18 protein-coding genes and 1 pseudogene are annotated in these 21,335 nt (G+C 65.1%); 14 read left to right on the top strand and 5 right to left on the bottom strand.

The annotated features are described in order from the left end of the window. Positions 1–104: 104 nt before the first annotated feature. Together ACNANG_RS07275 and ACNANG_RS07280 are read right to left on the bottom strand one after the other, a co-directional pair. Complete coding sequence (locus ACNANG_RS07275) at positions 105–1,667, bottom strand: indolepyruvate oxidoreductase subunit beta family protein (protein WP_420226629.1); 1,563 nt, start codon at positions 1,665–1,667, stop codon at positions 105–107. Then, positions 1,664–3,846 (bottom strand): annotated as a pseudogene (locus ACNANG_RS07280) (thiamine pyrophosphate-dependent enzyme). The gene ACNANG_RS07275 and the pseudogene ACNANG_RS07280 overlap by 4 nt, the downstream one beginning before the upstream one ends. A 161-nt stretch (positions 3,847–4,007) precedes the next feature. On the opposite strand from ACNANG_RS07280, the gene ACNANG_RS07285 reads away from it, so the two are divergent. The 13 genes from ACNANG_RS07285 (at position 4,008) to sodC (ending at position 17,966) form a co-directional block, all read left to right on the top strand. Next, positions 4,008–4,940: a LysR family transcriptional regulator gene (locus ACNANG_RS07285; RefSeq protein ID WP_420226630.1), complete on the top strand. Its 933-nt coding sequence runs from the start codon at positions 4,008–4,010 to the stop codon at positions 4,938–4,940. 217 nt (positions 4,941–5,157) lie between these two features. Then, the gene (locus ACNANG_RS07290; protein WP_420226631.1) at positions 5,158–6,078 is read left to right on the top strand and encodes an IclR family transcriptional regulator; all 921 of its coding nucleotides are present in this window, start codon (positions 5,158–5,160) and stop codon (positions 6,076–6,078) included. Next, a complete protein-coding gene (locus ACNANG_RS07295) occupies positions 6,056–7,075 on the top strand; it encodes a tripartite tricarboxylate transporter substrate binding protein (protein ID WP_420226632.1) in 1,020 nt (339 codons plus the stop codon). Before ACNANG_RS07290 ends, ACNANG_RS07295 begins: the two co-directional genes overlap by 23 nt. A 75-nt stretch (positions 7,076–7,150) precedes the next feature. Then, positions 7,151–8,032 carry a TauD/TfdA dioxygenase family protein gene (locus tag ACNANG_RS07300; protein ID WP_420226633.1) on the top strand — a complete coding sequence of 294 codons (882 nt, stop codon included), beginning with the start codon at positions 7,151–7,153 and terminating at the stop codon, positions 8,030–8,032. Between the two features lie 84 nt (positions 8,033–8,116). Then, positions 8,117–9,523: an amino acid permease gene (locus ACNANG_RS07305; RefSeq protein ID WP_420226634.1), complete on the top strand. Its 1,407-nt coding sequence runs from the start codon at positions 8,117–8,119 to the stop codon at positions 9,521–9,523. A gap of 222 nt (positions 9,524–9,745) precedes the next feature. Then, positions 9,746–11,137, top strand: coding sequence for an APC family permease (locus ACNANG_RS07310; RefSeq protein WP_420226635.1), 1,392 nt, complete (start codon positions 9,746–9,748; stop codon positions 11,135–11,137). 43 nt (positions 11,138–11,180) lie between these two features. After that, entirely contained in the window at positions 11,181–11,747 is a 567-nt protein-coding gene (locus ACNANG_RS07315; protein ID WP_420226636.1) for an SAM-dependent methyltransferase, read from the top strand. Positions 11,748–11,987: 240 nt separating this feature from the next. After that, positions 11,988–12,842, top strand: a complete 855-nt coding sequence (locus ACNANG_RS07320) for a phytanoyl-CoA dioxygenase family protein (RefSeq protein WP_420226637.1) — start codon at positions 11,988–11,990, stop codon at positions 12,840–12,842. A gap of 139 nt (positions 12,843–12,981) precedes the next feature. Then, entirely contained in the window at positions 12,982–13,545 is a 564-nt protein-coding gene (locus ACNANG_RS07325; RefSeq protein ID WP_420226638.1) for a (2Fe-2S)-binding protein, read from the top strand. Beyond that, complete coding sequence (locus ACNANG_RS07330; protein WP_420226639.1) at positions 13,542–14,597, top strand: FAD binding domain-containing protein; 1,056 nt, start codon at positions 13,542–13,544, stop codon at positions 14,595–14,597. Before ACNANG_RS07325 ends, ACNANG_RS07330 begins: the two co-directional genes overlap by 4 nt. After that, a complete protein-coding gene (locus ACNANG_RS07335) occupies positions 14,594–16,888 on the top strand; it encodes a xanthine dehydrogenase family protein molybdopterin-binding subunit (protein ID WP_420226640.1) in 2,295 nt (764 codons plus the stop codon). The genes ACNANG_RS07330 and ACNANG_RS07335 overlap by 4 nt, the downstream gene beginning before the upstream one ends. A 119-nt stretch (positions 16,889–17,007) precedes the next feature. Continuing rightward, positions 17,008–17,277 (top strand): hypothetical protein, encoded by a 270-nt coding sequence (locus tag ACNANG_RS07340; protein WP_420226641.1) that lies wholly within the window; start codon positions 17,008–17,010, stop codon positions 17,275–17,277. Positions 17,278–17,444: 167 nt separating this feature from the next. Continuing rightward, positions 17,445–17,966 carry a superoxide dismutase [Cu-Zn] SodC gene (gene sodC / locus ACNANG_RS07345; protein ID WP_420226642.1) on the top strand — a complete coding sequence of 174 codons (522 nt, stop codon included), beginning with the start codon at positions 17,445–17,447 and terminating at the stop codon, positions 17,964–17,966. On the opposite strand, the gene ACNANG_RS07350 is transcribed toward sodC, so the two are convergent. Together ACNANG_RS07350 and ACNANG_RS07355 are read right to left on the bottom strand one after the other, a co-directional pair. Continuing rightward, positions 17,959–18,630 (bottom strand): pyridoxal-phosphate-dependent aminotransferase family protein, encoded by a 672-nt coding sequence (locus ACNANG_RS07350; RefSeq protein WP_420226643.1) that lies wholly within the window; start codon positions 18,628–18,630, stop codon positions 17,959–17,961. The genes sodC and ACNANG_RS07350 overlap by 8 nt on opposite strands. After that, positions 18,618–19,199 (bottom strand): pyridoxal-phosphate-dependent aminotransferase family protein, encoded by a 582-nt coding sequence (locus tag ACNANG_RS07355; protein ID WP_420226644.1) that lies wholly within the window; start codon positions 19,197–19,199, stop codon positions 18,618–18,620. Before ACNANG_RS07355 ends, ACNANG_RS07350 begins: the two co-directional genes overlap by 13 nt. A gap of 134 nt (positions 19,200–19,333) precedes the next feature. Here ACNANG_RS07355 and ACNANG_RS07360 point away from each other — a divergent pair, with 134 nt between their 5' ends. Further along, positions 19,334–19,534, top strand: coding sequence for a hypothetical protein (locus tag ACNANG_RS07360; RefSeq protein ID WP_420226645.1), 201 nt, complete (start codon positions 19,334–19,336; stop codon positions 19,532–19,534). On the opposite strand, the gene ACNANG_RS07365 is transcribed toward ACNANG_RS07360, so the two are convergent. After that, the gene (locus ACNANG_RS07365; protein ID WP_420226646.1) at positions 19,535–21,136 is read right to left on the bottom strand and encodes a histidine kinase famiy protein; all 1,602 of its coding nucleotides are present in this window, start codon (positions 21,134–21,136) and stop codon (positions 19,535–19,537) included. Positions 21,137–21,335 lie beyond the last annotated feature (199 nt).

The following is a 21,335-nucleotide window of genomic DNA, read 5'->3' on the forward strand; positions in this document are numbered from 1 at the left end:
GATCATCGGGAACTGCGGCAAGGCGGTCAATCGGCACTTACGTGCGTGGTGCGTGGTGCAAGCTCGGTGATGCGGGTTCGGGGTGACGTGGCCGGGCCGGCCTATCAATGCGCGAAGGCTGGCGCGGGCCGCTGGACCGGGGCGCTGGCCAGCGCGTCGATCGCCGTGGCCAGCGTGCGGCCGCTGTCGTCGGCCAGCGCCGCGGCGATCAGCGCCTGCATCTGCGCCGCGCCGTCGGGCAGGGTTCGCAGCGCGGGCAGCATCGCGGTCACGCGTTGATAGCTGTTCCAGCCGCGGTGGTGCGTGTCGCCGTAACCTTTGACCAAGCGCTGTGCGCGCACCACCTGTTCGGCCAGCGCCGGGTGGTCGGGCAGCAGGCCGGTCACGGCCGCCAGCCAGTCGTCGATGCGTTGGTGTTCGACCTGGAAGCGCAAGGATCTGGGCCGCATCCCCCGCATGGACGCGATCGCGTACAGCAGCAGAAAGCCGCGGATCGATGTGGTCTGCACCACCCTGCCTTGCTTCAGGAAGGGTTCGACGCAGGCCCGGGCTGCGCGGGACCCGAGCAGCCAGCGTCCCAGCCCGGCGGGCAAGGTGTCCGCGATCTCTTCAAGGCGCGGGTGCAGGAATTCGTTGATGTCCAGTTGCTGCTTGGGGGTCAGCCGCACTTCGCCGCTCACCCGGGCAAACCTTGAGCGGCGGGTTTTCAGGTCGGCCACTCTGACGGTGTCTTCGTAGGTCATCCATAGGGCCAGATGGCGGGCGGCTTCGTTCAGCAAGGTGTGCGATGCCGCGCCGGTCTGCGTTCGATCCGACGTGGCCGGAATGGCCGGAATGGCCGACTGCAGGGCGGCCAGGCGATCCAGATAGGCCACGGCGTACGGCACGTCCTGGTAGTCGGCGCAGCGCAGGATGCCGGCATGCAAGGTCTTGTGCACGGCCGCCGGAAAGTCGCGGAGGATGCGGTCGGACAGAGGTGCGAGGCGCGCGCCGACGCGAGGAAGGTCCTGAGGAATGGCGTCCGCAACGTTGCGGTCCGCAAGCATCGCCGCATCGAATCCCGCGCCGAACGCGTTCAGGCTCGGTTTGACGCCCACGCCACCCCGGCGGATAGTGTCTTCGAACTGGTCGCGCGTGAACGGCAATGCGCCGGTCGCGGCCAGCGCGCCATACAGCGCAGGACTGATCGGGCTGCCGGTACGTTCGGCCAGCGTCGCAAAGTCGGCCGTCACGAACCGTCGGGCGGCGGCCCGGCCCCCTTCGATCAGCTTGTTCGAGTCGACCCGGTCATCGCCCATGGCGGTGCGCTCGGTCATCGAATACACCCGATGGCTGGACGCGATGAAGGTCGTCCGATCGGGCGTCACCAGGCCCCGCTGCACCGCGCGGCCCGCCTCCATCAGTTCCGATGCAATGACGATATCGACTTCGCCCGGGACGGGACTCAGCCCCAGCACGGGCGCATCGCCCGCGGGCACGGCGCTTTCCGGAAACATTTCCAGGTAATAAATGGTGGCGCCGGTGCGCTGGGCGACGCCAGGCACCGACGTGGTCTGGGCCAGATAACCATTGGCTTCGGCCAGGTCCACCAGCCAGTCGGCAAGCACGCCGCCGCCCTCGCCCCCCATGGCCAGGATCGCAATCGTAATGGCGCGGGGCGGGGTCATGCTGCGATTCCTTCCAGACGGCGGGCGATGCGGTCCTGCAGGGCGCCGATCACGGCGGTGCGCAGGCGCAGCTTGAAGCGGTCCCAGCGGGTGGGGTTGTTGATGATGCCGGCGCGGTAGAACGACGGGCACAGCACGGCGGCATGCGCCACTTCACCGCACAGGCCGCAGCCCACGCAACTATCGATCACGGTCGCGATCGGATCGGTGCGCAGCGGATCGGGATTGGGCTTGATCGTCAGCGACGGGCAGCCCGACAGGCGGATGCAGGAATGGTCGCCGGTACAGGTATCGGGATCGATGCCGAAACGTTCGCGCACCACGCGGCCGCCGTCGGCGATCTGCTTGCGCACCAGGGGCTTTTCGCGGCGTTGGCGATTGAGCATGCATTCGCTCTGCGCCACGATGACCTTCGGCCCTTTCGATGGCGTCGTCAGGGCGTCGCGCAGCGCATCACGCATGCGGGTCAGGCTGTAGGTGTTGTCGACCGTGCGCACCCATTTCACGCCCACCCCGCGCACCGCCTTTTCGATCGGGTTGTTGGTGCTGCGGATCGCGTTGGCGGCCTTGGACGACAGTACGTCCTGCCCGCCCGTGGCGGCGGAATAGCCGTTGTCGATCACAACCAGAACGTTGTCGGTCTCATTGAATACGGCATTGCCCACGCCGCTGGTCAGGCCGTTGTGCCAGAAGCCGCCGTCGCCCATGATCGCGATCGTGCGTTTGGCGGTGTCGCCGCTGTTGAATGCTGACGCCCCAGCCCACCCCAGCCCGTACCCCATGGTGGTCGCGCCGATGTTGAACGGCGGCAGCACCGAAAACAGGTGGCAGCCGATGTCGCAACTGACGTGGTGCGTGCCCAGCTCGCGTTCGATCAGCTTCATGGCGGTAAAGATCGGCCGTTCCGGACAGCCTGTACAGAACGACGGCGGGCGGCCCTGGACCTGGCTGGCCGCGGCCTGGATCGCGAAGGCCTTGGGATTGCCTTCAAGCCGCGCGGGGGCGGCGCGGGCCGGGCGGCGGCCGGCAACTGGCGGTCGTGCAGGCTCCCGGGCAGATGCTTGTTCAGGAACGCCGCCAGACCCTTGACCACCACGCCGCCGGTGTATTCGCCCGCCAGCGTCAGCATGTCCTTGCCATGCACCTTGGTCTGCACGTCAGCCCGGCGCAAGATGGCATGCACCGCCTGTTCGATAAAGTCCGGCTGCCCTTCTTCGACGATCAGGATCGCTCGCTTGCCGGCGCAGAAAGAGGTGAACTCGGCATCGACCAGCGGATAGGTCACGTTCAGCACGTACAGCGGGATCCGCGTATGGCCGAAGGCATCGGCCAGGCCCAGCAGTTCCAGCCCGCGCAGCACCGCGTTGTACAACCCGCCCTGCATCACGATGCCCACGTCGGCCGTGCCCTCCCCAAAGAATTCGTTGAGGTGATGGTCCTGGATGTACTGGATCGCGGCCGGCCAGCGGCGGCTGATCTTCTCCTGTTCGTGCAGATAGCTGGCGGGCGGCAGCACGATGCGGTTGACATCGCGCACCGGCGCGTCGATCGCGTCTTTCAGGGTGAACGCCGGCCGCACGTTGTCGCGTGTCGGAAAGCGCCCGTGCACATGACAGGCGCGGATGCGCAGTTCCAGCATGACCGGGGTGTTGCTGGCCTCGGACAACTCAAAGCCGTGCTGCACGGCGTTGACCATGCTGACCAGGTTGGGCCGAGGATCCAGCAGCCAGACCTGTGACTTCATCGCGAACGCATGCGAGCGTTCCTGCATGATGCTGGACCCTTCGCCGTAGTCCTCGCCCACGATCAGCAGCGCGCCGCCCGTGACGCCGCCCGAGGCCAGGTTGGCCAGCGCGTCGGACGCCACGTTGGTTCCGACCGTCGACTTGAAGGTGACTGCGCCGCGCAGCGGGTAATTAACCGACGCCGCCAGCGTTGCCGTGGCCGTGGCTTCCGACGCGCTGTGCTCGAAGTGCACCCCCAGTTCGTTGAGGATGTCATTCGCATCGGTCAGCACATCCATCAGGTGCGAGATGGGCGCCCCCTGATAACCCGCCACGTACGACACGCCCGATTGCAGCAGCGCCTTGGTCACGGCCAGGATGCCTTCGCCGCGGAATTCATCGCCGTCACCCAGGCGCAGTTTTTCCACTTCCTTGGCGAATGAACGTTCTGCCATGACGGCCTCCTGAGAATGCGAACGGTGGATCGGGCGCTGCGGCGCCAGTGAAATTTACGGAGGCCGCTGTCATCTGACTAATGGTTTTTTCACATGCGCTACATTGATGCGGTGAATAATCCGGACCAACCCTGAGACGCGTCCGGCGGCCTGGAGACGCCATGAATTTTCGTCAGCTGGATCTGAATCTGCTTCGTGTGCTGGCCACCATCCACCGCACCCGGTCGGTCACGGCCGCGAGCAAGGCGCTGTCCTTGTCGCAGCCCGCGACCAGCAATGCGCTGGCGCGGCTGCGCCACTTCTTTGACGACGAACTGTTCGTGCGATCACCCACCGGCCTGAAGGCGACGCGCCTGTGCGAGCGTGTGGCGCCCGCCGTGCTGGCGCAATTGCAGGCGCTGGAAATCGCGGTGGCCGGCCATGACGCCTTCGACCCGGAGACCAATCCGATGCGCTGGCAGATGTCGATGTCGGACCTTGGCGAAATGATGTTCCTGCCCCCGCTGGCCGCGGCGTTGCGCAGGCAGGCCCCGCATGCGCATCTGTCCAACATTTCGGTGGGCGCGGCCGATGTCGCGGCGGCGCTCGACAATCGCGAGATCGACTGTGCGATCGGCATTCTGCAGCCGCGCCATCGTGGCATCCGCACGGACCTGCTGTTCCGCGAACGTTATGTGGCGATCGCATCGCCGTCGTGGCGGCCGGCGGCGGGCAAGCCTTCGCCACGCCGACGCAGCCGCGTGCTGACGCGCGGCGACCTGGCGCAGGCGGCCCTGGTGGTGTCATCACCGACCGCGACCTTCCACAGCGGCGTCGAAGAAATGCTGGCGCACATGAAGATGTCGGACCGGATCGTGATGCGCGTGCGGCACTTTGGCGCACTGCCCGAGATCGCGCTGACCACTGACATGCTGGCGATCGTGCCCGACATGTACGCGCGCAGCCTGCAGCAGCGGCACGATTTGTCGACCTGGGAACTGGCCGATGCGCCGGCCTACGAAGTGCGGCTGGTGTGGCACGCCAGCACCGAAAAAGACCCGGCGCACCGGTGGATGCGGGAGTTGATCCACGAACTGTTCGCGCGGGCGGACTGAGGCGCGTGCCGAGAGCGATCCCGGCCTGACGCGGGCGGCCCGCGCGAGCAGGCGCGGCGCACGATCTGGTGATCCCCGACCCGACAGCCATGCGACAACCCCGATCAAGACCAACAGCGCAGCTCGCTTAAACCGCAAAAATGAAAACGGTTTTTGAATTCGCTTGTGGCGCCTGGTGGCGTCTTTTATGGTCGGATCTCTTCGCTCCGAGTCCGCCATGCGCCGTCATACTGTTCCGCCCATCCCCGTCAACGCACTCGAACGCGGCTTTGCCGTGCTCGAATGTTTTGCCGCCGCGGGCAGGCCCCTAGGCAACGGCGAAGTGGCGGAGGCGACCGGCATTCCACGGCCGACGGCCTACCGGCTGATCTCCACCCTGGTCGCGCTGGGCCAGCTGCGGCCCTGTCCTGACTCCGAAAAGTACGAACTGGCCGCTGGCGTGGTCCGGCTGGCGCAATCCTTTCTGGGCAAGATCGACGCGCGGCGCTGGGTGCGGCCCCATCTGGTCGCGCTGGCCGAAGCGTGCAGCGCGTCGGCCTTCCTGGCCCTGCGCGACGGCAAGGACGTGCTGGTGGTCGAAGCGGCGCGCGCCCGGTCGGCCGTGGCCTATCTGGGCGCCGATGTCGGCACCCGTATGTCGCTGGCCACGTCGGCACTAGGCCGTGCGTGGCTGGCCGGCGTCGACGCACCGACCCGCCAGGCCGTGCTGGCCGAGCTGCAGGCCGGCGGCCACCTTGCCGGGCACCCGGACCTGGCGCCCCGGCTGGAGGCCGCGCTCCGCAAGGCGCGCCGCGTCGGTTACGCCGTCTCGCTGGGCGAATGGCAGGCCGATACCAACGCCGCCGCCGTGCCGATCCGCGTGCCAAGCGGCGAAGTGTTCAGCCTGAACTGCGGCAGCCCGTCCTTCCTGACCAATCCCGACAAATTGCGCGATGTCGTCATTCCCCGGCTGGTCGAGGCCGCGGCCGCATTCGCTGCCGACGTCGGCGGCCTGTCGGGCCGTGAGCTGATGGCGTGGCAGGACACGCAGGCAGCGGCAGTACCCGAATTCCCCTCCCTTTCCCCTGCCTCCTCAAAGCAAGGACGGCGTCGTTCCATCCCACAAGGAGACAGTCATGGAGACCCCCTGTCGCAATGAAGGGCACCACGCCGGACGGCGGCGCATCCTGAGCCTGCTGGGCGCGAGCCTGGCCCTGCCCGCCACCGGCTTGCCTGGCTTGGCGCGCGCCCAGCCCGACGCCGCCTGGCCCACCCGGCCCGTCAAACTGATCGTGCCTTTCGCGCCCGGCGGCCCGACCGACATCATCGCGCGGCTGATGGCCGAGAAGATGCAGGCGGCTTGGCAGCAACCTGTCGTCGTCGAATACAAGCCCGGCGGCGGCACCATCACGGGCATCAACATCGTGGCCAAGTCGCCACCCGATGGCTACACCCTCGGCATGGCCGTCAGTGCGCTGATGATCAATCCCAGCCTGCAGCCGGCGATTCCCTACGACACCAAGAAGGACATTGACGCGGTCTCGCAAGTCGCCTTGACGCACTTCGGCCTGTTCGCGCATCCATCGCTGGAGATCAACTCGATTCCGGAATTGATCGCCTACGCCAAGAAGCATCCCGGCAAACTGAGCTACGCAACCGCGGGCGTAGGCACCGGCCCGCACCTGGCAGGCGAGATGCTCAATGACATGGCCGGCATCGATCTGGTCCACGTGCCTTACAAGGGCAGCAGTCCGGCGCAGCAGGATGTCGTGGGTGGACGGGTGCAGTTGCTGTTCGATGTCATGTTTTCGGCGCTGCCCTTCGCTGACGAACGCAAGCTGAAGCTGATCGCGCTGGCCAGTCCGACCCGCGCCGCTATTCGCCCCGACGTGCCGCTGATCGGCGACACGGTCAAGGGCTTTTCGGCCATGAGCACCATCGGCATTGTCGAGCCTGCCGGCGTGCCGGCCGCACTGCGCCAGCGTATCAGCGCGGACATTGCCGCCCTGGTCAAGGCGCCGGAACTGAGCGCCCGCATGATGCAGCTGGGCATGGAGCCGGTCGGTTCGACCGCCGAGCAGTACACGACGCTGATTCACAGCGAGATCGAAAAGTGGCGCAAGGTGGTCGCCAACGCCCACATCAAGCCGGAATGACGCGGCCGCCGCGGCCGCGGCTGCCGATCTATCGATTCCCGAATCCCATTCGTTTCCCTTTTCCTGGAGCCTGACATGAGCTTGCAACTCACTCCCCTGACCCCTGGCTTTGCCGCCGAAGCCACCGGCATAACGATTACCGAGCCGCTGGACGACGCGCAGGTGCGCGCGATCGAGGCGGCCATGGACCAATATGGCGTGCTGGTCTTTCGCGGCCAGCCGGTGACCCAGGCGCAGCAGATGGCCTTTGCCACCTCGTTTGGTCCGCTGGACCTGGGGCTGCGCAAGGTCAAGGGCGGCGCCCACCGTTTCGACTATGCGGAACTGGCCGACATTTCCAACGTGACGCCTGATGGCGCCCTGGCGGATCGCAATCATGCCAAGATCATCGGCAACATCGCCAATCAGCTGTGGCACAGCGACAGTTCCTTCCAGCGCCCACGCGCCAAGTATTCGATGCTGTCCGCCGTGTCGCTGCCCGGCTCGGGCGGCAACACCGAATTCGCGGACCTGCGCGCCGCCTATGACGCGCTGCCCGCCGCACAGAAGGCTGCGCTGAAAGACCTGAAGGCCATCCACTATGCGCTGCATTCGCGCTTCCTGCTGGGCGATACGCAGTACACGGAAGAACAGCGCAAGGCGATCCCGCCCGTGGCCTGGCCGCTGGTGCAGACCGATCCCCGATCAGGCCGCAAGATCCTGTTCGTCGGCATCCATGCCTGCGAGATCGAAGGCATGACGGTGGCCGAAGGCCGCATGCTGCTGCTGGATCTGCTGGAACACGCGACCCAGCGTCAGTTCGTGTACGCGCATGAATGGCAGGTGGGCGACCTGGTGATGTGGGACAACACCGCGACCCTGCACCGGGGCCGCGCCTTCGACATGGCGACCCGCCGCGAACTGCGGCGCGCCACAACAGAAGAAACGGTGACGTCGCCGGAAGCCGCAACGGCGTAGGCCCTGCCGCTTTGTTGCAAGCCCGGCGTAGCCTTCCCGCAAACCCGCGGCATATCATGGACGCTCCATGTCGCGGAGTCGTCCATGAGCGTGTTCCGAACCAAGAGCATCGACCTCATGCTGGCGCAGCGCGCCGACGCGGGGCTCGTCAAATCCCTGACCACACTGGATCTGATCCTCCTCGGCGTCGGGGCCGTGGTGGGTTCGGGCATCTTCGTGCTGACCGGCACCGGGGCGCTCACGGCGGGGCCGGCCCTGTCCCTGTCCTTCGTGCTGGCGGCCGTTGCCTGCTTTTTCTGCGCGCTGGCCTATGCCGAGTTTGCATCCACGGTGCCCATCGCCGGATCGGTCTACACCTATACCTACGCCACGTTGGGCGAGCTCGTCGCGTGGATGGTGGGCTGGGTGCTGATCCTGGAGTTCGGGCTGGCCACCGCGGCCGTGTCGGCCGGCTGGTCGGGCTATTTCCAGTCCCTGATCGCCGGTTTCGGCTGGCACCTGCCATCCACCTTGACGGCGGCGCCCAATGCGATTCCCGGTCGCGACACACTCTTCAACCTGCCCGCATTCCTGGTGATGACGGCGATCACCGGTCTGCTGTCCCTCGGCATCAAAGCGTCCAAGCGCGTCAACAACATCATGGTGGCCATCAAGCTGGCCGTGGTGCTGCTGTTCATCGGTGTGGGCGTCTTTCATGTCAAACCCGAGAACTGGCAGCCTTACATGCCCTTTGGGATGCAGGGGGTCTACACCGGGGCGGCGCTGATGTTCTATGCCTTCGTCGGCTTCGATGCCGTGGCATCGTCCGCCGAAGAGGTCCGCGATCCGCAGCGTGCCTTGCCGCGCGGCATCCTGGGGTCCCTGTTCGTGTGCACCGTGCTGTATGTGTCGGTGGCCGCGATCATGACCGGCATCGTGCCTTATGCCGAATTCGCGCGGAACCTGGACCATCCGGTGTCGCTTGCCTTGCAGGTGGCGGGCCAGGGGTGGCTGGCGGGCTTCATCGACCTGGGCGCCATCATCGGGATGACAACCGTCATCCTGGTGATGGGCTATGGCTTGACGCGCATCCTGTACGCCATGGCGCGCGACGGACTTCTACCCGCGTCCTTGGCAACCCTGCATCCGCGCTACGCCACGCCCACGCGCCTGACCTGGACGGTCGGCATGGCCTCGGCGCTGATCGCTGGCTGGGTGCCGCTGGGTGTGCTGGCCGAGTTGATCAACATCGGCACCCTGGCGGCCTTCTCGCTCATTTCGATTGCGGTGGTGGTGCTGCGCCGGACCCGGCCCGACCTGCCGCGGGGCTTCCGCTGCCCCGGCGTGCCGGTGATTCCTGCTTTGGGGGTGGCCAGCTGCGTCTTCCTGATGGCGCATCTGGGACGGGTCACGTGGATCGCGTTCGGCATCTGGGTCGCGGTCGGGCTCGTGGTTTACGCGATGTATTCACGGCGGCACTCCGTGCTGCACAATCCGGGTCAGCCGCAATGATCGTTGCCACATCAACAGCAGCACACTGATCGTCAGCACCAGGAAGATCAGTGCCCTGACGATCCGCGTACTGACGATGACCGTTCAGTCTTTTGTAAGCTTTCATGAACGGACATGACGGGGTCGCGCCTCGACAGGCATAGTCGCGGGTGGACCAGCCCCCACCCACTGCGAGCGCCCTGCCCCATGCGTCCTGCGACTTCCGAGACCTCCGGGTCGGCCATGCCTGCTTCGGGCGCCCTGCCATCCGGCGTGGGTGACACCACCGCCAACAATCAGCCGCGTCCCCAGCTGTCCACTTTGGACACCATCGCGCTGGTGGTCGGACTCGTGATCGGCGCGGGCATCTTCAGCGCACCGGCCCTGGTGGCGGGAAACGCCGCCACCCCCAGCCACATGCTGATGGCCTGGGTCTTTGGCGGCCTGCTGTCGCTGGTAGGCGCCATGTGTTACGCCGAGCTGGCCACCGCCCATCCCCACGCGGGCGGCGACTACCACTACCTGCGGCTGGCCTTCGGCGACAAGGTGTCCTTCCTGTTCGCCTGGGCGCGGCTGACCATCATCCCGACCGGATCGATCGCGCTACTGGGTTACGTGTTTGGCGACTATGCGTCGCAGGTGATCAACATCGGGCCCTATTCGTCGGCGATCTACGCCGCGGTCATGGTGATCGTGCTGACCGCCATCAACATCATCGGCCTGAAGTCAGGCAAGTGGACGCAGAACCTGCTGACCCTGCTGGAAGTCGGCGGTGTCGTGCTGATCATCGTCGCCGGCCTGCTGCTGTCCCCTGCCGAAGCGCCCGCCGCCGCGGCCTCGGCCGCCCCGACCACCCCCGCCGTCACCCAATGGGGACTGGTGCTGATCTTCGTGATGCTGACCTATGGCGGCTGGAATGAAGCCGCCTACGTGTCGGCCGAAGTCATCGGGCCGCGCCGTACCTTGCCGCTCGCGCTGTTCTGGAGCCTGTGCATCGTCACGGCGCTCTACCTGCTGGTCAACCTGGCCTACCTGAACGGCCTGGGCATGAGCGGCATGGCCGGCTCGTCCGCCGTGGCCGCCGACACCATGCGCGCCCTGGTCGGCCCGCAAGGCGCCGGGTGGATCAGCACGCTGATCGCCATTTCGGCCCTGACGTCGGCCAACGCCACCATCCTGACCGGGGCCCGCACCAACTTCGCCTTTGGCCGCGACACGCCCATGTTCCGCGCGCTGGGTGTCTGGAACACCCGCAAGGGCGCACCCGTGAATGCACTGCTGGCCCAGGGCGCGATTGCGCTGGGCCTGGTGATGCTCGGCGCGGTCACGCGCAGCGGCTTTGCCACCATGGTCGAATACACGGCGCCCGTGTTCTGGTTGTTTTTCGTGCTGACCGGCATTGCCCTCTTCGTGCTGCGCCGCCGTATGCCCGACCTGCCACGCCGGTTCAAGGTTCCGCTCTACCCGCTGACACCGCTGGTGTTCTGCGCCAGCAGCGGCTACCTGCTGTACGCCAGCCTGGTGCACACCGGCATTGGCGCGCTGGTTGGCCTGGGCGTGCTGGCTTCGGGCGCGGTGCTGCTGCTGTTTCGTGGCCCGTCGTCCACCACGGCCGACGCCAACCACGGATCGTGAACCCGACCGACCTGCCATTGAACGCCAAGCCAAGGAGATCGCCATGTTGACTGCCCGTCTGGGCTGGCCCGCCGCCCTAGTCGTCCTTGCCCTGCTGTCTTTCGCACCGCCCGCCGCGGTGCAGGCCGCGAGCCCGCCCGAAGCGGCCCGCAGGCCGGACGTCATCTATGTGCCAACGCCGCCGGAAGTGGTCGATGCCATGCTCAAGGTGGCCAATGTCGGCCCGAACGACGTGCTGTACGATCTCGGGTCGGGTGACGGGCGCATCCCGATTACGGCCGCCAAACGATTCGGCACACGGGGCGTGGGATTCGACATCGACCCGCAACGCATTGCCGAGGCCAATGCCAACGCCAAGGCAGCCGAGGTCACCGACAAGGTGCGTTTCGTGCAGGGTGACCTGTTCCAGCAGGACCTGCGGGCCGCCACCGTGATCAGCCTGTATCTGCTCCCAGGCCTGAACGCCAGGCTCAAGCCCACGCTGCTCAAGCTCAAGCCGGGCACCCGCATCGTGTCGCATGCGTTCCAGATGCCCGATTGGGAACCTGAACAGACCGTGGACATCAACGGACGCAAAGTCTATTTCTGGACGGTGCCCCAGCCGAAATAGGAGGAACCCAGTCTTTCGATTGGGCTGCGGGAGGAGTAGACCGCGACACTAGGACGCCCGTTCTACGGCGCGTCAGTAGTACGTTCTCACGATGCACCAACGGTTACATAGCGTTTACGGTAGAGCCCAATGTCAATTGCGATGAGGGGCGCGCTTCCCCTCCAATCTGGGGAGACCAACGTGGGCACTGCGGCCTTGCTTTCCGAACAAGAACTCAACGATTATCGAACCAAAGGCTTTATGCGCCGCGAGGGCATCTGCCCGCCCTCCGAAGTCCAGCAAATCCGCGACACGCTGCTTGGTCTGTTTGCCCGTAAAGCGGGTTACGAAGAGGGTGCGCAATACGATTTCTCGGGGCGCGATGAGCCGGGCAAGATGCAGAGCTTTCCAAGCATGCACGACCCGAGCCACTATGTACCCGAACTGCGCAAGACCACCTTCCATCGCCGCGCGCTGGCGCTGGCGAAGGAACTGCTCGGCGAAGACGCCGCGCTGTACGGCGAGCATGCCCTCCTCAAGCCGGCGTTGTACGGCCCGGAAACGCCCTGGCACCAGGACGAGGCCTTCCGCTCGCCCGACTTCGAATACAAGGAACTGAGCATCTGGATGGCCCTGCAGCCGGTCACCGAAGCCAATGGCTGCATGCAATTCCTTGAAGGCTCGCATCTGGGCGACGTGCTGGAACACCAATCGCCCGGCGGCGACCGTTCGCTCCACCCGCTCGAATGCATCGGCGACTTCCCCAAGTCCGAAGCCATTGCCGTCCCGCTGGAACCTGGTGACTGCACGATCCACGACGTCCGCACGCTGCACTACACGGCGGCCAATACGTCGACCGCGCCGCGTCTTGCCTACATCCTGATCTTCAACGTGCCGCCGGTCTACAAGCCCGGTCTGCGCAAGGCGGACTGGCTGATCGGCCGTCGCACCGACAGCCAGGAACGCCGTCGTACCTGGTACCGCAAGGGTGGCATTGCCGTCGAAGTCCTGCGTCGCCTGCCCCAGGTGCGCGTGACCAATCGCCGCTGGCTGGCATGGGCGGCCATCCGCCTGTCGAGCAAGATGCGTCAGCGCGCAAGTCGCCTCCGTCCGTAAGGAAGCGCCGGCCCCCCAGGCCGGCAGACTGACCCACGATGAACAGCCGGCCTTTGCCGGCTGTTCGTTTTTCCGCGCCGCATGGGCACGCACCTTGCTGTCCTTGGGACACACGAAGGCTCGCTCACCAAGGATTCCCATGGACGCACAAGTCACCCCCAGGCCCAGCGTGGCGCCCGCTGCCGCGCCGCGCTACCCCATCACCCTGCGCATCAACGGCCAGGAAACACAATTTGAGATCGAAGCATGGGTCAGCCTGCTGGACCTGTTGCGGGAACACCTGCATCTGACCGGCAGCAAGAAGGGATGCGACCAGGGCCAGTGCGGCGCCTGTACGGTACTGGTCGACGGCAAGCGCATCAATTCCTGCCTGACGCTGGCGGTCATGCAGAACGGACGCGAAATCACGACGATTGAAGGACTGGCCGACGGCGACACGTTGCATCCCTTGCAGCAGGCGTTCATCGACCACGACGCGTTCCAATGCGGCTACTGCACGCCCGGCCAGATCTGCTCCGCGGTCGGCCTGATGAATGAAGGCGAAGCCAGGAACGCCGATCAGGTCCGGGAGCTGATGAGCGGTAATGTGTGCCGCTGTGGCGCCTACCCGCAGATCGTGCACGCCGTGACCCAGGTCATGAACATCCCGGTCGTCATCGAAACCACCGATCGCAGCGTCGTCGTCGGGACGGTGCCAGTATGAATCCCATCACCTACCTGGCGCCCGCGGATGCGGCAGAGGCGCTCGATGCATTGGGCGGGCATGAAGGCAACAGCATGGCGGTGGGCGTGGCCAAGTTCATTGCCGGCGGGACGAACCTGATCGACCTGATGAAAGAAAACGTGATGCGGCCGGTGCGTCTGGTCGACATCAATGGCTTGCCTTACAACCAGATCGAAGAGACCGGGAACGGTGGCCTGAAGCTGGGCGCGCTGGTCCGCAATGCCGACACGGCCTATCACCCGCTGGTGCGTTCCCGCTACCCGCTGCTGACCGCCGCCATTCTGGCCGGCGCGTCTCCCCAGCTGCGCAACATGGCCACCAATGGCGGCAATCTGCTGCAACGCACGCGCTGCTATTACTTTTACGACTCGCAGGTGCCCTGCAACAAGCGCGACCCGGGTACCGGCTGTTCGGCGATCGGCGGCCTGAGCCGTCAGCACGCGATCCTGGGCGCCAGTGAACACTGCATTGCCACCCACCCCTCGGACATGTGCGTGGCGCTGGCGGCATTGGGCGCCATCGTGCATGTGCAGTCGCCGTCGGGCACCCGCCAGATCCCCTTTGCGGAGTTCCATCGTCTGCCCGAGGATCGTCCCGACAAGGACACGACGCTGGCGTTCGACGAATTGATCACGCATCTGGAACTGCCCGATGCACGGGCGTTTGCCGGTCATTCGGTGTACCTGAAGCTGCGTGAGCGCGCGTCGTATGCGTTTGCGCTGGTCTCGGTCGCGGCGGCGCTGGACCTGGCCGACGACGGCACCATTCGTGAAGCCCGGCTGACGCTCGGCAGCGTGGCGCACAAACCCTGGCGCGACTTGCAGATCGAAGCCGGCCTGGTCGGCGCCCGGCCCGATGCCGCCGTGTTCAGCCAGGCTGCCGAAGCCCTGCTAAGCAATGCCAAGGGCCAGGGCGCCAACGATTACAAGATCCCGATGGCCTATCGCGCCATCGTTCGCGCATTGACGCTGGCCGCTGAAGGCACCGTGACCAATACCGGTGAACCCTACATTTCCGAGGTAACCGTATGACTGACCTGATCGAATCGCTGAAAGCGCCTGTGGCCCCGGAAGGCACGGGCTATGTGACCAAGGGCATGTCAGTGTCACGCGTCGACGGCCGCGCCAAGGTCACCGGGACCGCACACTATGCCGCCGAACATTTCGCCGACGACCTGGCCCATGGTGTCGTGGTCAACAGCAGCATTCCCAAGGGCCGCGTGACGGTGTTTCATCTGGAAGAGGCCCTGGCCGTTCCCGGAGTCATTGACATCATCACCTATCAGAACCGGCCCAAGATGCGGTCGTTCGACCTGTCGTACAAAGACATGACCGCCCCGGGCGGCTCGCCGTTCCGTCCGCTGTATGACGAGAAGGTGTTGTACAGCGGCCAGCCGATCGCGCTGGTCGTCGCCGAGACCTTCGAAGCCGCCCGCCATGCTGCATCGCTCGTGAACGTCGAGTACGCGATCGAACCGCACGAAACCAATCTGATGGACAACCTGCATCGCGGCTACAAGCCCAGCCGGCTGAAGGCGGGCTATTCTCCGCCACCCGACGAACGCGGCGATGCGCAGGCCGCGTTCGATGCGGCCCCCGTCAAGATCGCGGCAACCTACTACAACGGCGTGGAGCACCACAATCCGCTTGAATTGTTCGCGTCCACGGTGATCCGTGATGCCGATGGGCATCTGACCATCTACGACAAGACGCAAAGCTCGCAGAACAGCCGCTGGTACGTGTCGCACGTGTTCGGCCTGTCGAAGGACAAGGTGACCGTGCGCAATCCGTACGTGGGGGGCGCGTTCGGGTCGGGGCTGCGTCCGCAATACCAGCTGACGCTCGCGGTCATGGCCTCGCTCAAGCTGGAACGGTCGGTCCGCGTCGTGCTGACCCGGCAGCAGATGTTCACGTTCGGCCATCGGCCCGAAACCCTGCAGCATGTGAAGCTGGCCGCCGAGCGAGACGGCACGCTGCGCTCGATCATGCACGAAGCCATTGCCGAAACCTCGCGGATCGAGGATTACGTTGAAGTGGTGGTGAACTGGTCCGGCCAGCTCTACGCGTGCGACAACGTGCGGCTGGGCTATCAGCTGGTCGACCTCGATCAGTACACGCCAATAGACATGCGCGCACCCGGCGCGGCGCACGGCGTGCACGCGCTGGAAGTCGCCATGGATGAGCTGGCCTATGAACTGCACATGGATCCGCTGGCCTTGCGCTTGAAGAACTACACCGAACGCGACCAGATGAATGACCTGCCCTTTTCCACCAAGGAATTACGGGCCTGCTATGAACAGGCGGCCGAGCGCTTTGGCTGGTCGCGCCGTCCGCTCGCGCCGCGATCGATGCGGGAAGGCACCGAGCTGGTGGGCTGGGGCATGGCGACCGGCCAGTGGGATGCGATGCAGATGTTCGCGCGCGCCAGCGCCGTGCTGCATGCGGATGGCCGGCTCGTCGTCAGCAGCGCGGCGACCGATATCGGCACCGGCACGTACACCGTCATGGCGATGATTGCGGCGGCAGCGATGGGCCTGCCGCTGGAAAAGGTGACCTTCCAGCTGGGCGATTCGACGTTGCCGGTGGCGCCGATCGAAGGCGGATCGTCGCACGTGGCCACCGTCGGCTCGGCGGTGGAAGGCGCCTGCGAGAAGCTGCAAAAGCGTCTGTACAAGATGGCCAGGTCGCTCGAAGGCCAGCCGTTCGAGCACTCCAGCCTGAATGACGTGGAATTCGTGGAAGGCCACATGCGCTTGAAGCTGGACCCGACGGTGTCGGTCACCCTGCCCGATCTGCTCGCCGCCGCGAAAGAGACTCGCATCGAAGAAAAGTACCTGCTGCTGCCCAACGTGCTGAAGCAGAAGAAGTACACACGTTCGACCCACTCGGCGGTCTTTGCCGAGGTCAAGGTGGACGAGGAGTTCGGCACGGTGCGCGTGACGCGGGTGGTCAGCGCCATTGCCGCCGGCCGCATCATGAGCCTGAAGACCGCGCACAGCCAGATCACCGGCGGGGTCGTGTGGGGGATTAGCGAGGCCTTGCATGAAGAGACGCATGCGGATCATCGCCTGGGCCGCTTCATGAACCACAACCTGTCCGAATACCATGTGCCGGTGAATGCCGACATTCACGACATCGACGTCATATTCGTGGACGAAGACGACCGCATCGTCAGCCGGCTGGGTGCCAAGGGAGTGGGTGAGATCGGGCTGGTCGGTGTTTCGGCCGCCATCTGCAACGCGATTTTCCATGCCACCGGCAAGCGGGTGCGCAGTACGCCCATGACGCCCGACAAGGTCATGACCGATCGTCCGGGCTACTGAAGCGCATGGACGGGCAAGGAAATAAACCTGGAATCGGCGTGCTCAGCAGGAAGCTATTTTGACAAGGGCGTCCTAGAATCGGTAGCTCGATGACCGCTCCGACGACAGGGGACGCCACGATGCAGCATAAAGAACTCCTCATAGAAATGGCGCACGCCATGCAGGAACTCGAAGCGCGTCAGATCGTGATGGCCGAGGCGCTCGAGACCCTGCTGGGCACCTTGTCGGTGCGCGCCCAGCGCGAATCCGCTGAATTGTTCCGGTTACGCATGGAACGCGTGTTGAGTGCGCAAGACGACCAGCCTGCCACGATCGGCATGCGCCAGCCGATGGCCGAACAGGCTGCCGCTTTTCTGGCCGCGCTGGGGGAACGCTTGCCGCGTCCCTGAACTGGCCATCCGCAATGGCGCGTCCAGCGCATCCGCCCGTTATCTGGCCACCTGTTCAGCCCGCTTTCGCCAAGGCCGGGCCGTCACATCGCGTGACAACCGCAGTGGCACAACCGCGCGCCAGCGGCTAGATTGTCTGCTCTTCGATTACGTCCTGGAGCACCACCATGCGCATTCTCATTCCCGCCCTGCTTGCCGGCCTGCTGGGCGCCGCCGCCGCCCATGCCGACACGACCGTCCCAATGTACATGGCGACGGAAAAGGGTCAGGGTCAGGCCATCGGCGACGTGACGCTGTCGGACAGCAAGTACGGTCTCGTCTTGACCCCCAAGCTGACCGGGCTGCCTGCCGGCGTTCACGGCTTCCACGTGCATGCGATGGGCAGCTGCGATGCCAAGGAAGATGGCGGCAAGATGGTCCCGGCCGGCGCGGCCGGCGGCCATCTGGATCCGCAGAACACCAAGAAGCACGGCCATCCGTGGGATGACAGCGCCCACCTGGGCGATCTGCCGCCCCTGATCGTGGATGCCCAGGGCAACGCCATGCAGCCCGTGCTGGCCCCCCGCCTGAAGCTGGCGGCCGTCAGCGGCAAGGCCCTGATGGTGCATGCCGGCGGCGACAACCACAGCGATCACCCCGCGCCGCTGGGCGGCGGGGGCGCGCGTCAGGCGTGCGGCGTCATCAAGTAATCGACGCCTTGTTCCATGCCGCCAGCGCCGCGTCGACCGCGGCGCCCGGCGGGCAGGCGTACCCTTCGGCGCGCAGCACCGATTCCAGCGCGCCAAGGGTGATCAGGATCTTGTGCTTCATGGCGTTGTAGCCCATGGCGCCGATCCGCCAGATCTTGCCCTGCAGCGGGCCAAACGCCGACCCGATCTCGATTTCGAAATCCTCGCGCATGCGGCGGCGAACCGCTTCGCCATCCACCCCTTCCGGAATGAGGATGCCAGTCACGTTGGTCATCTTGTGACGTTCGTCCCCGAACACCGTCAGCCCCATTGCCCGAACGCCCGCCATCATGGCCTGGCTTGCGGCCGCATGCCGTGCGTAGCGTGGCGCCAGCCCTTCGCCCAACGCCACCCGGGCGCATTCCCGCGCGCCGTACAGCATGGTCGTGGCTTCGGTGTGATGGTTCAGGCGTTTTTCGGACCAGTAATCCATGATCATGGCCAGGTCGAAATAATTGGACCCGATGCGGATGCCGGTGCCGTCGGTGATGTCATCGCGGCGGATGCCCTCTTCGACATGACGGCGCGCGAAAATGGCTTCGGCCGCGCGGTCCGAGATGGTGATAGGCGAAGAGCCCGAGGGCCCGCCCAGGCACTTCTGCAGGCCGCCGGTCACGACGTCCACCCCCACCGGTCGGCGGCGATTTCCATTCCGCCTATGGTTGCGGTGGCGTCCACATACGACAGCGCACCCGCGGCGCGGCACAGGTCGCCCAGGCCGTCGAGCGGCTGGGCCATCGTGGTGGACGTGTCACCATGCACCGTGGCCACGACCTTGGGCTGGAAGCGTTCGATTGCCGCCGCCACCGCGTCCATGGGCACCACTTCGCCCCAGGGGGCGTCAACTGTTTCAACCACGGCGCCGATACGCGCCAGGATCTCGGTCAGCAACAGGCCGAAGCGGCCGAAATTCAGCACCAGCACCCGGTCGCCCGGCGCCACCATCGACACCAGTGAGGCTTCGATGCCTGCGCGCGCGGTACCGTCGACCAGGAAGGTCCACCGGTTGCCGGTGCCGAATACAGGGCGATACAGGGCCATGACCTCGTTCATGTACGACGTCATTTCCGGATCGAATTGCCCCAGCAGATCCGCCGCCATGGCGCGCAGCACGCGCGGATGGGCGTTGACCGGGCCGGGTCCCATCAATAGCCGTTGAGGGGGATCGATTTCGCCGATGGTGTGAGGCAACAAGGAAGTTCTCCGGTTAGGTTGCGTTGCAACATGCATTATCGCCTCATCCCGTCCGGCCGGTGTAGTCCGTGTCACCTATGTTCAACGCCGGGACCCCGGCGATAGCATGTGCCATCGATATCGAGGGCTTGCCCATGAAACAGTCAGAACTGGATGCATTGACCGATTTTGCGCATGCGTCGCGCGATATGGTCGATGCGTACATCAAAGCCAGCAAGGCGGGCGCCGACCCTGTGCTGTGGGATACCTTCCTGGAAGCCCGCGAACGCATGGGCATGTCCGGCCATCGGCTGTATCGTTTTGGCGTCAAGCTGCGCGTGGGCGAAGCGATCTGATCACCCGACGCCGGTGGGCCCCTTCATGACGATCTTCACTTTCTTGGACAGATCGCCGCGGCTGTAGGGTTTGTAGAGAATGTCGAATTCGGACGCCCGTTCACCTTTGCGATTGAGCTCCGTGTCCGCAAACCCCGTTGTCAGCAGGATGCGGATCCTGGGGCGCAACAGACGGGCTTCACGCGCCAGCATCACGCCGTTCATCTTGCCCGGCATGATCACGTCGGTCAGCAGCATATCGATCTTTGCGTCGCTGGCCAGGACGGCCAGCGCGTCGTCCGGCGTATAGGCCACGATGGCATCGTAGCCAAGCTGGTCGAGCAGCGCCTTGCTCACATCGGCCACTTCCGGCCGGTCGTCCACCACCAGAATCCGTTCCTTGCCGATTTGCTCGACGATCTTGATTGGCGTCGGCAAGGGGTTTTCGTCGGCGTCCAGCGCGGGAAAATACAGGGTAACCGTCGTGCCGACGCCTTCCTGAGATTCGATGTTCATGGCGCCGCCTGACTGCTTGACGAAGCCATAGACCATGGACAGCCCCAGGCCGGTGCCCTTGCCCAATTCCTTGGTCGTGAAGAAGGGGTCCACGACCCGATCGACCACTCCGGGCGGAATGCCGCTGCCATTGTCCGAAACCTTGACCGTCACGTACTGGCCTTCATTCAATTCGGCAAAGCCAACCAGCTGATGATGATCGATGGTGACGAGCTCGGTGCGCACTGTGATGGTGGCATCCTGCGTGTCGGCCAGCGCATCGCGCGAGTTGACCAACAGGTTGAGCATCGCAACTTCCATTTGCGTCGAATCCACCCTCACGTTCGGCAGGTTGGGCGCGTATTCGTTGCGGATGCGGACATGCTCGCCCAAGGTCCGGTCGCTCAGGCTGACAATGTCTTCCACCAATCCGTTCAGGCTCAGCACCCGGCCGCTCAGGCTTTGCTTGCGCGCGAAGGCGAGCAGTTGCTGCGTGAGCCGCGACGCCTTGTCGATCGCGTCCTTGACCCGATCCAGATTGGCGCCGACCCGCGCCGCCCCCGCGCCGGATTCGAGCCCGACACGGGACAGCTCGACGTAGCCGGACATGACTTGCAACAAATTATTGAAGTCGTGGGCGATGCCGCCAGTGAGTTGACCCAGGGATTCCATCTTCTGGGCCTGCCGCAACGCATCTTCGGCGTCGCGGCGGCGGCTGACATCCAGCTGGGACGCGAAGAAATAGATGACCTCGTCGGCTTCGTTCACGATGGGCGAGATGAACAACGCATTCCAGAAGGTCGAGCCATCCTTGCGATAGTTCAGGATTTCGGTAGCGATTTCCTGATTGGCCTGAACGGCCTTGCGCACCTCATCCACCGTGGATCGATCGGTATCCGGCCCCTGCAGGAAACGGCAGTTGGTCCCCAAGATTTCATCTTCGGTGTAGCCCGTCATCATCAGGAACGCATTGTTGGCGAACACGATAGGGTTGTCGTGCTGCTTCGGGTCCGTGACGATCATGGGCATGCGCGTCGTCGACACCGCGGCCGCGAAGATTTCGTGCGAACGGCGGTCGATGGTCTGCGTTGCGTTGGGCAGATGAAATGGCTTGGGGTTGTCGTTCATGCTGTTCCCAGTGGATGAGCTAAAAATTTAGCACGCGGCTTTTAGGCGAAATGTAAGCGTGAGGTGCTGGCCGATCCGTTCTTTCGCTGCAACACGCGAATTACGATACGGTAAGGATGACGCCCCGGGGCAGTGGTGCATGCTGAAATCCGGCTGACATTGATTGCCAGCCGCAACGATCTTGCGGCCCCCTGATCCC

It is taken from the genome of Pigmentiphaga litoralis, assembly GCF_048632615.1.
GTDB classification, from domain to species: Bacteria; Pseudomonadota; Gammaproteobacteria; order Burkholderiales; family Burkholderiaceae_B; genus Pigmentiphaga; species Pigmentiphaga litoralis_B.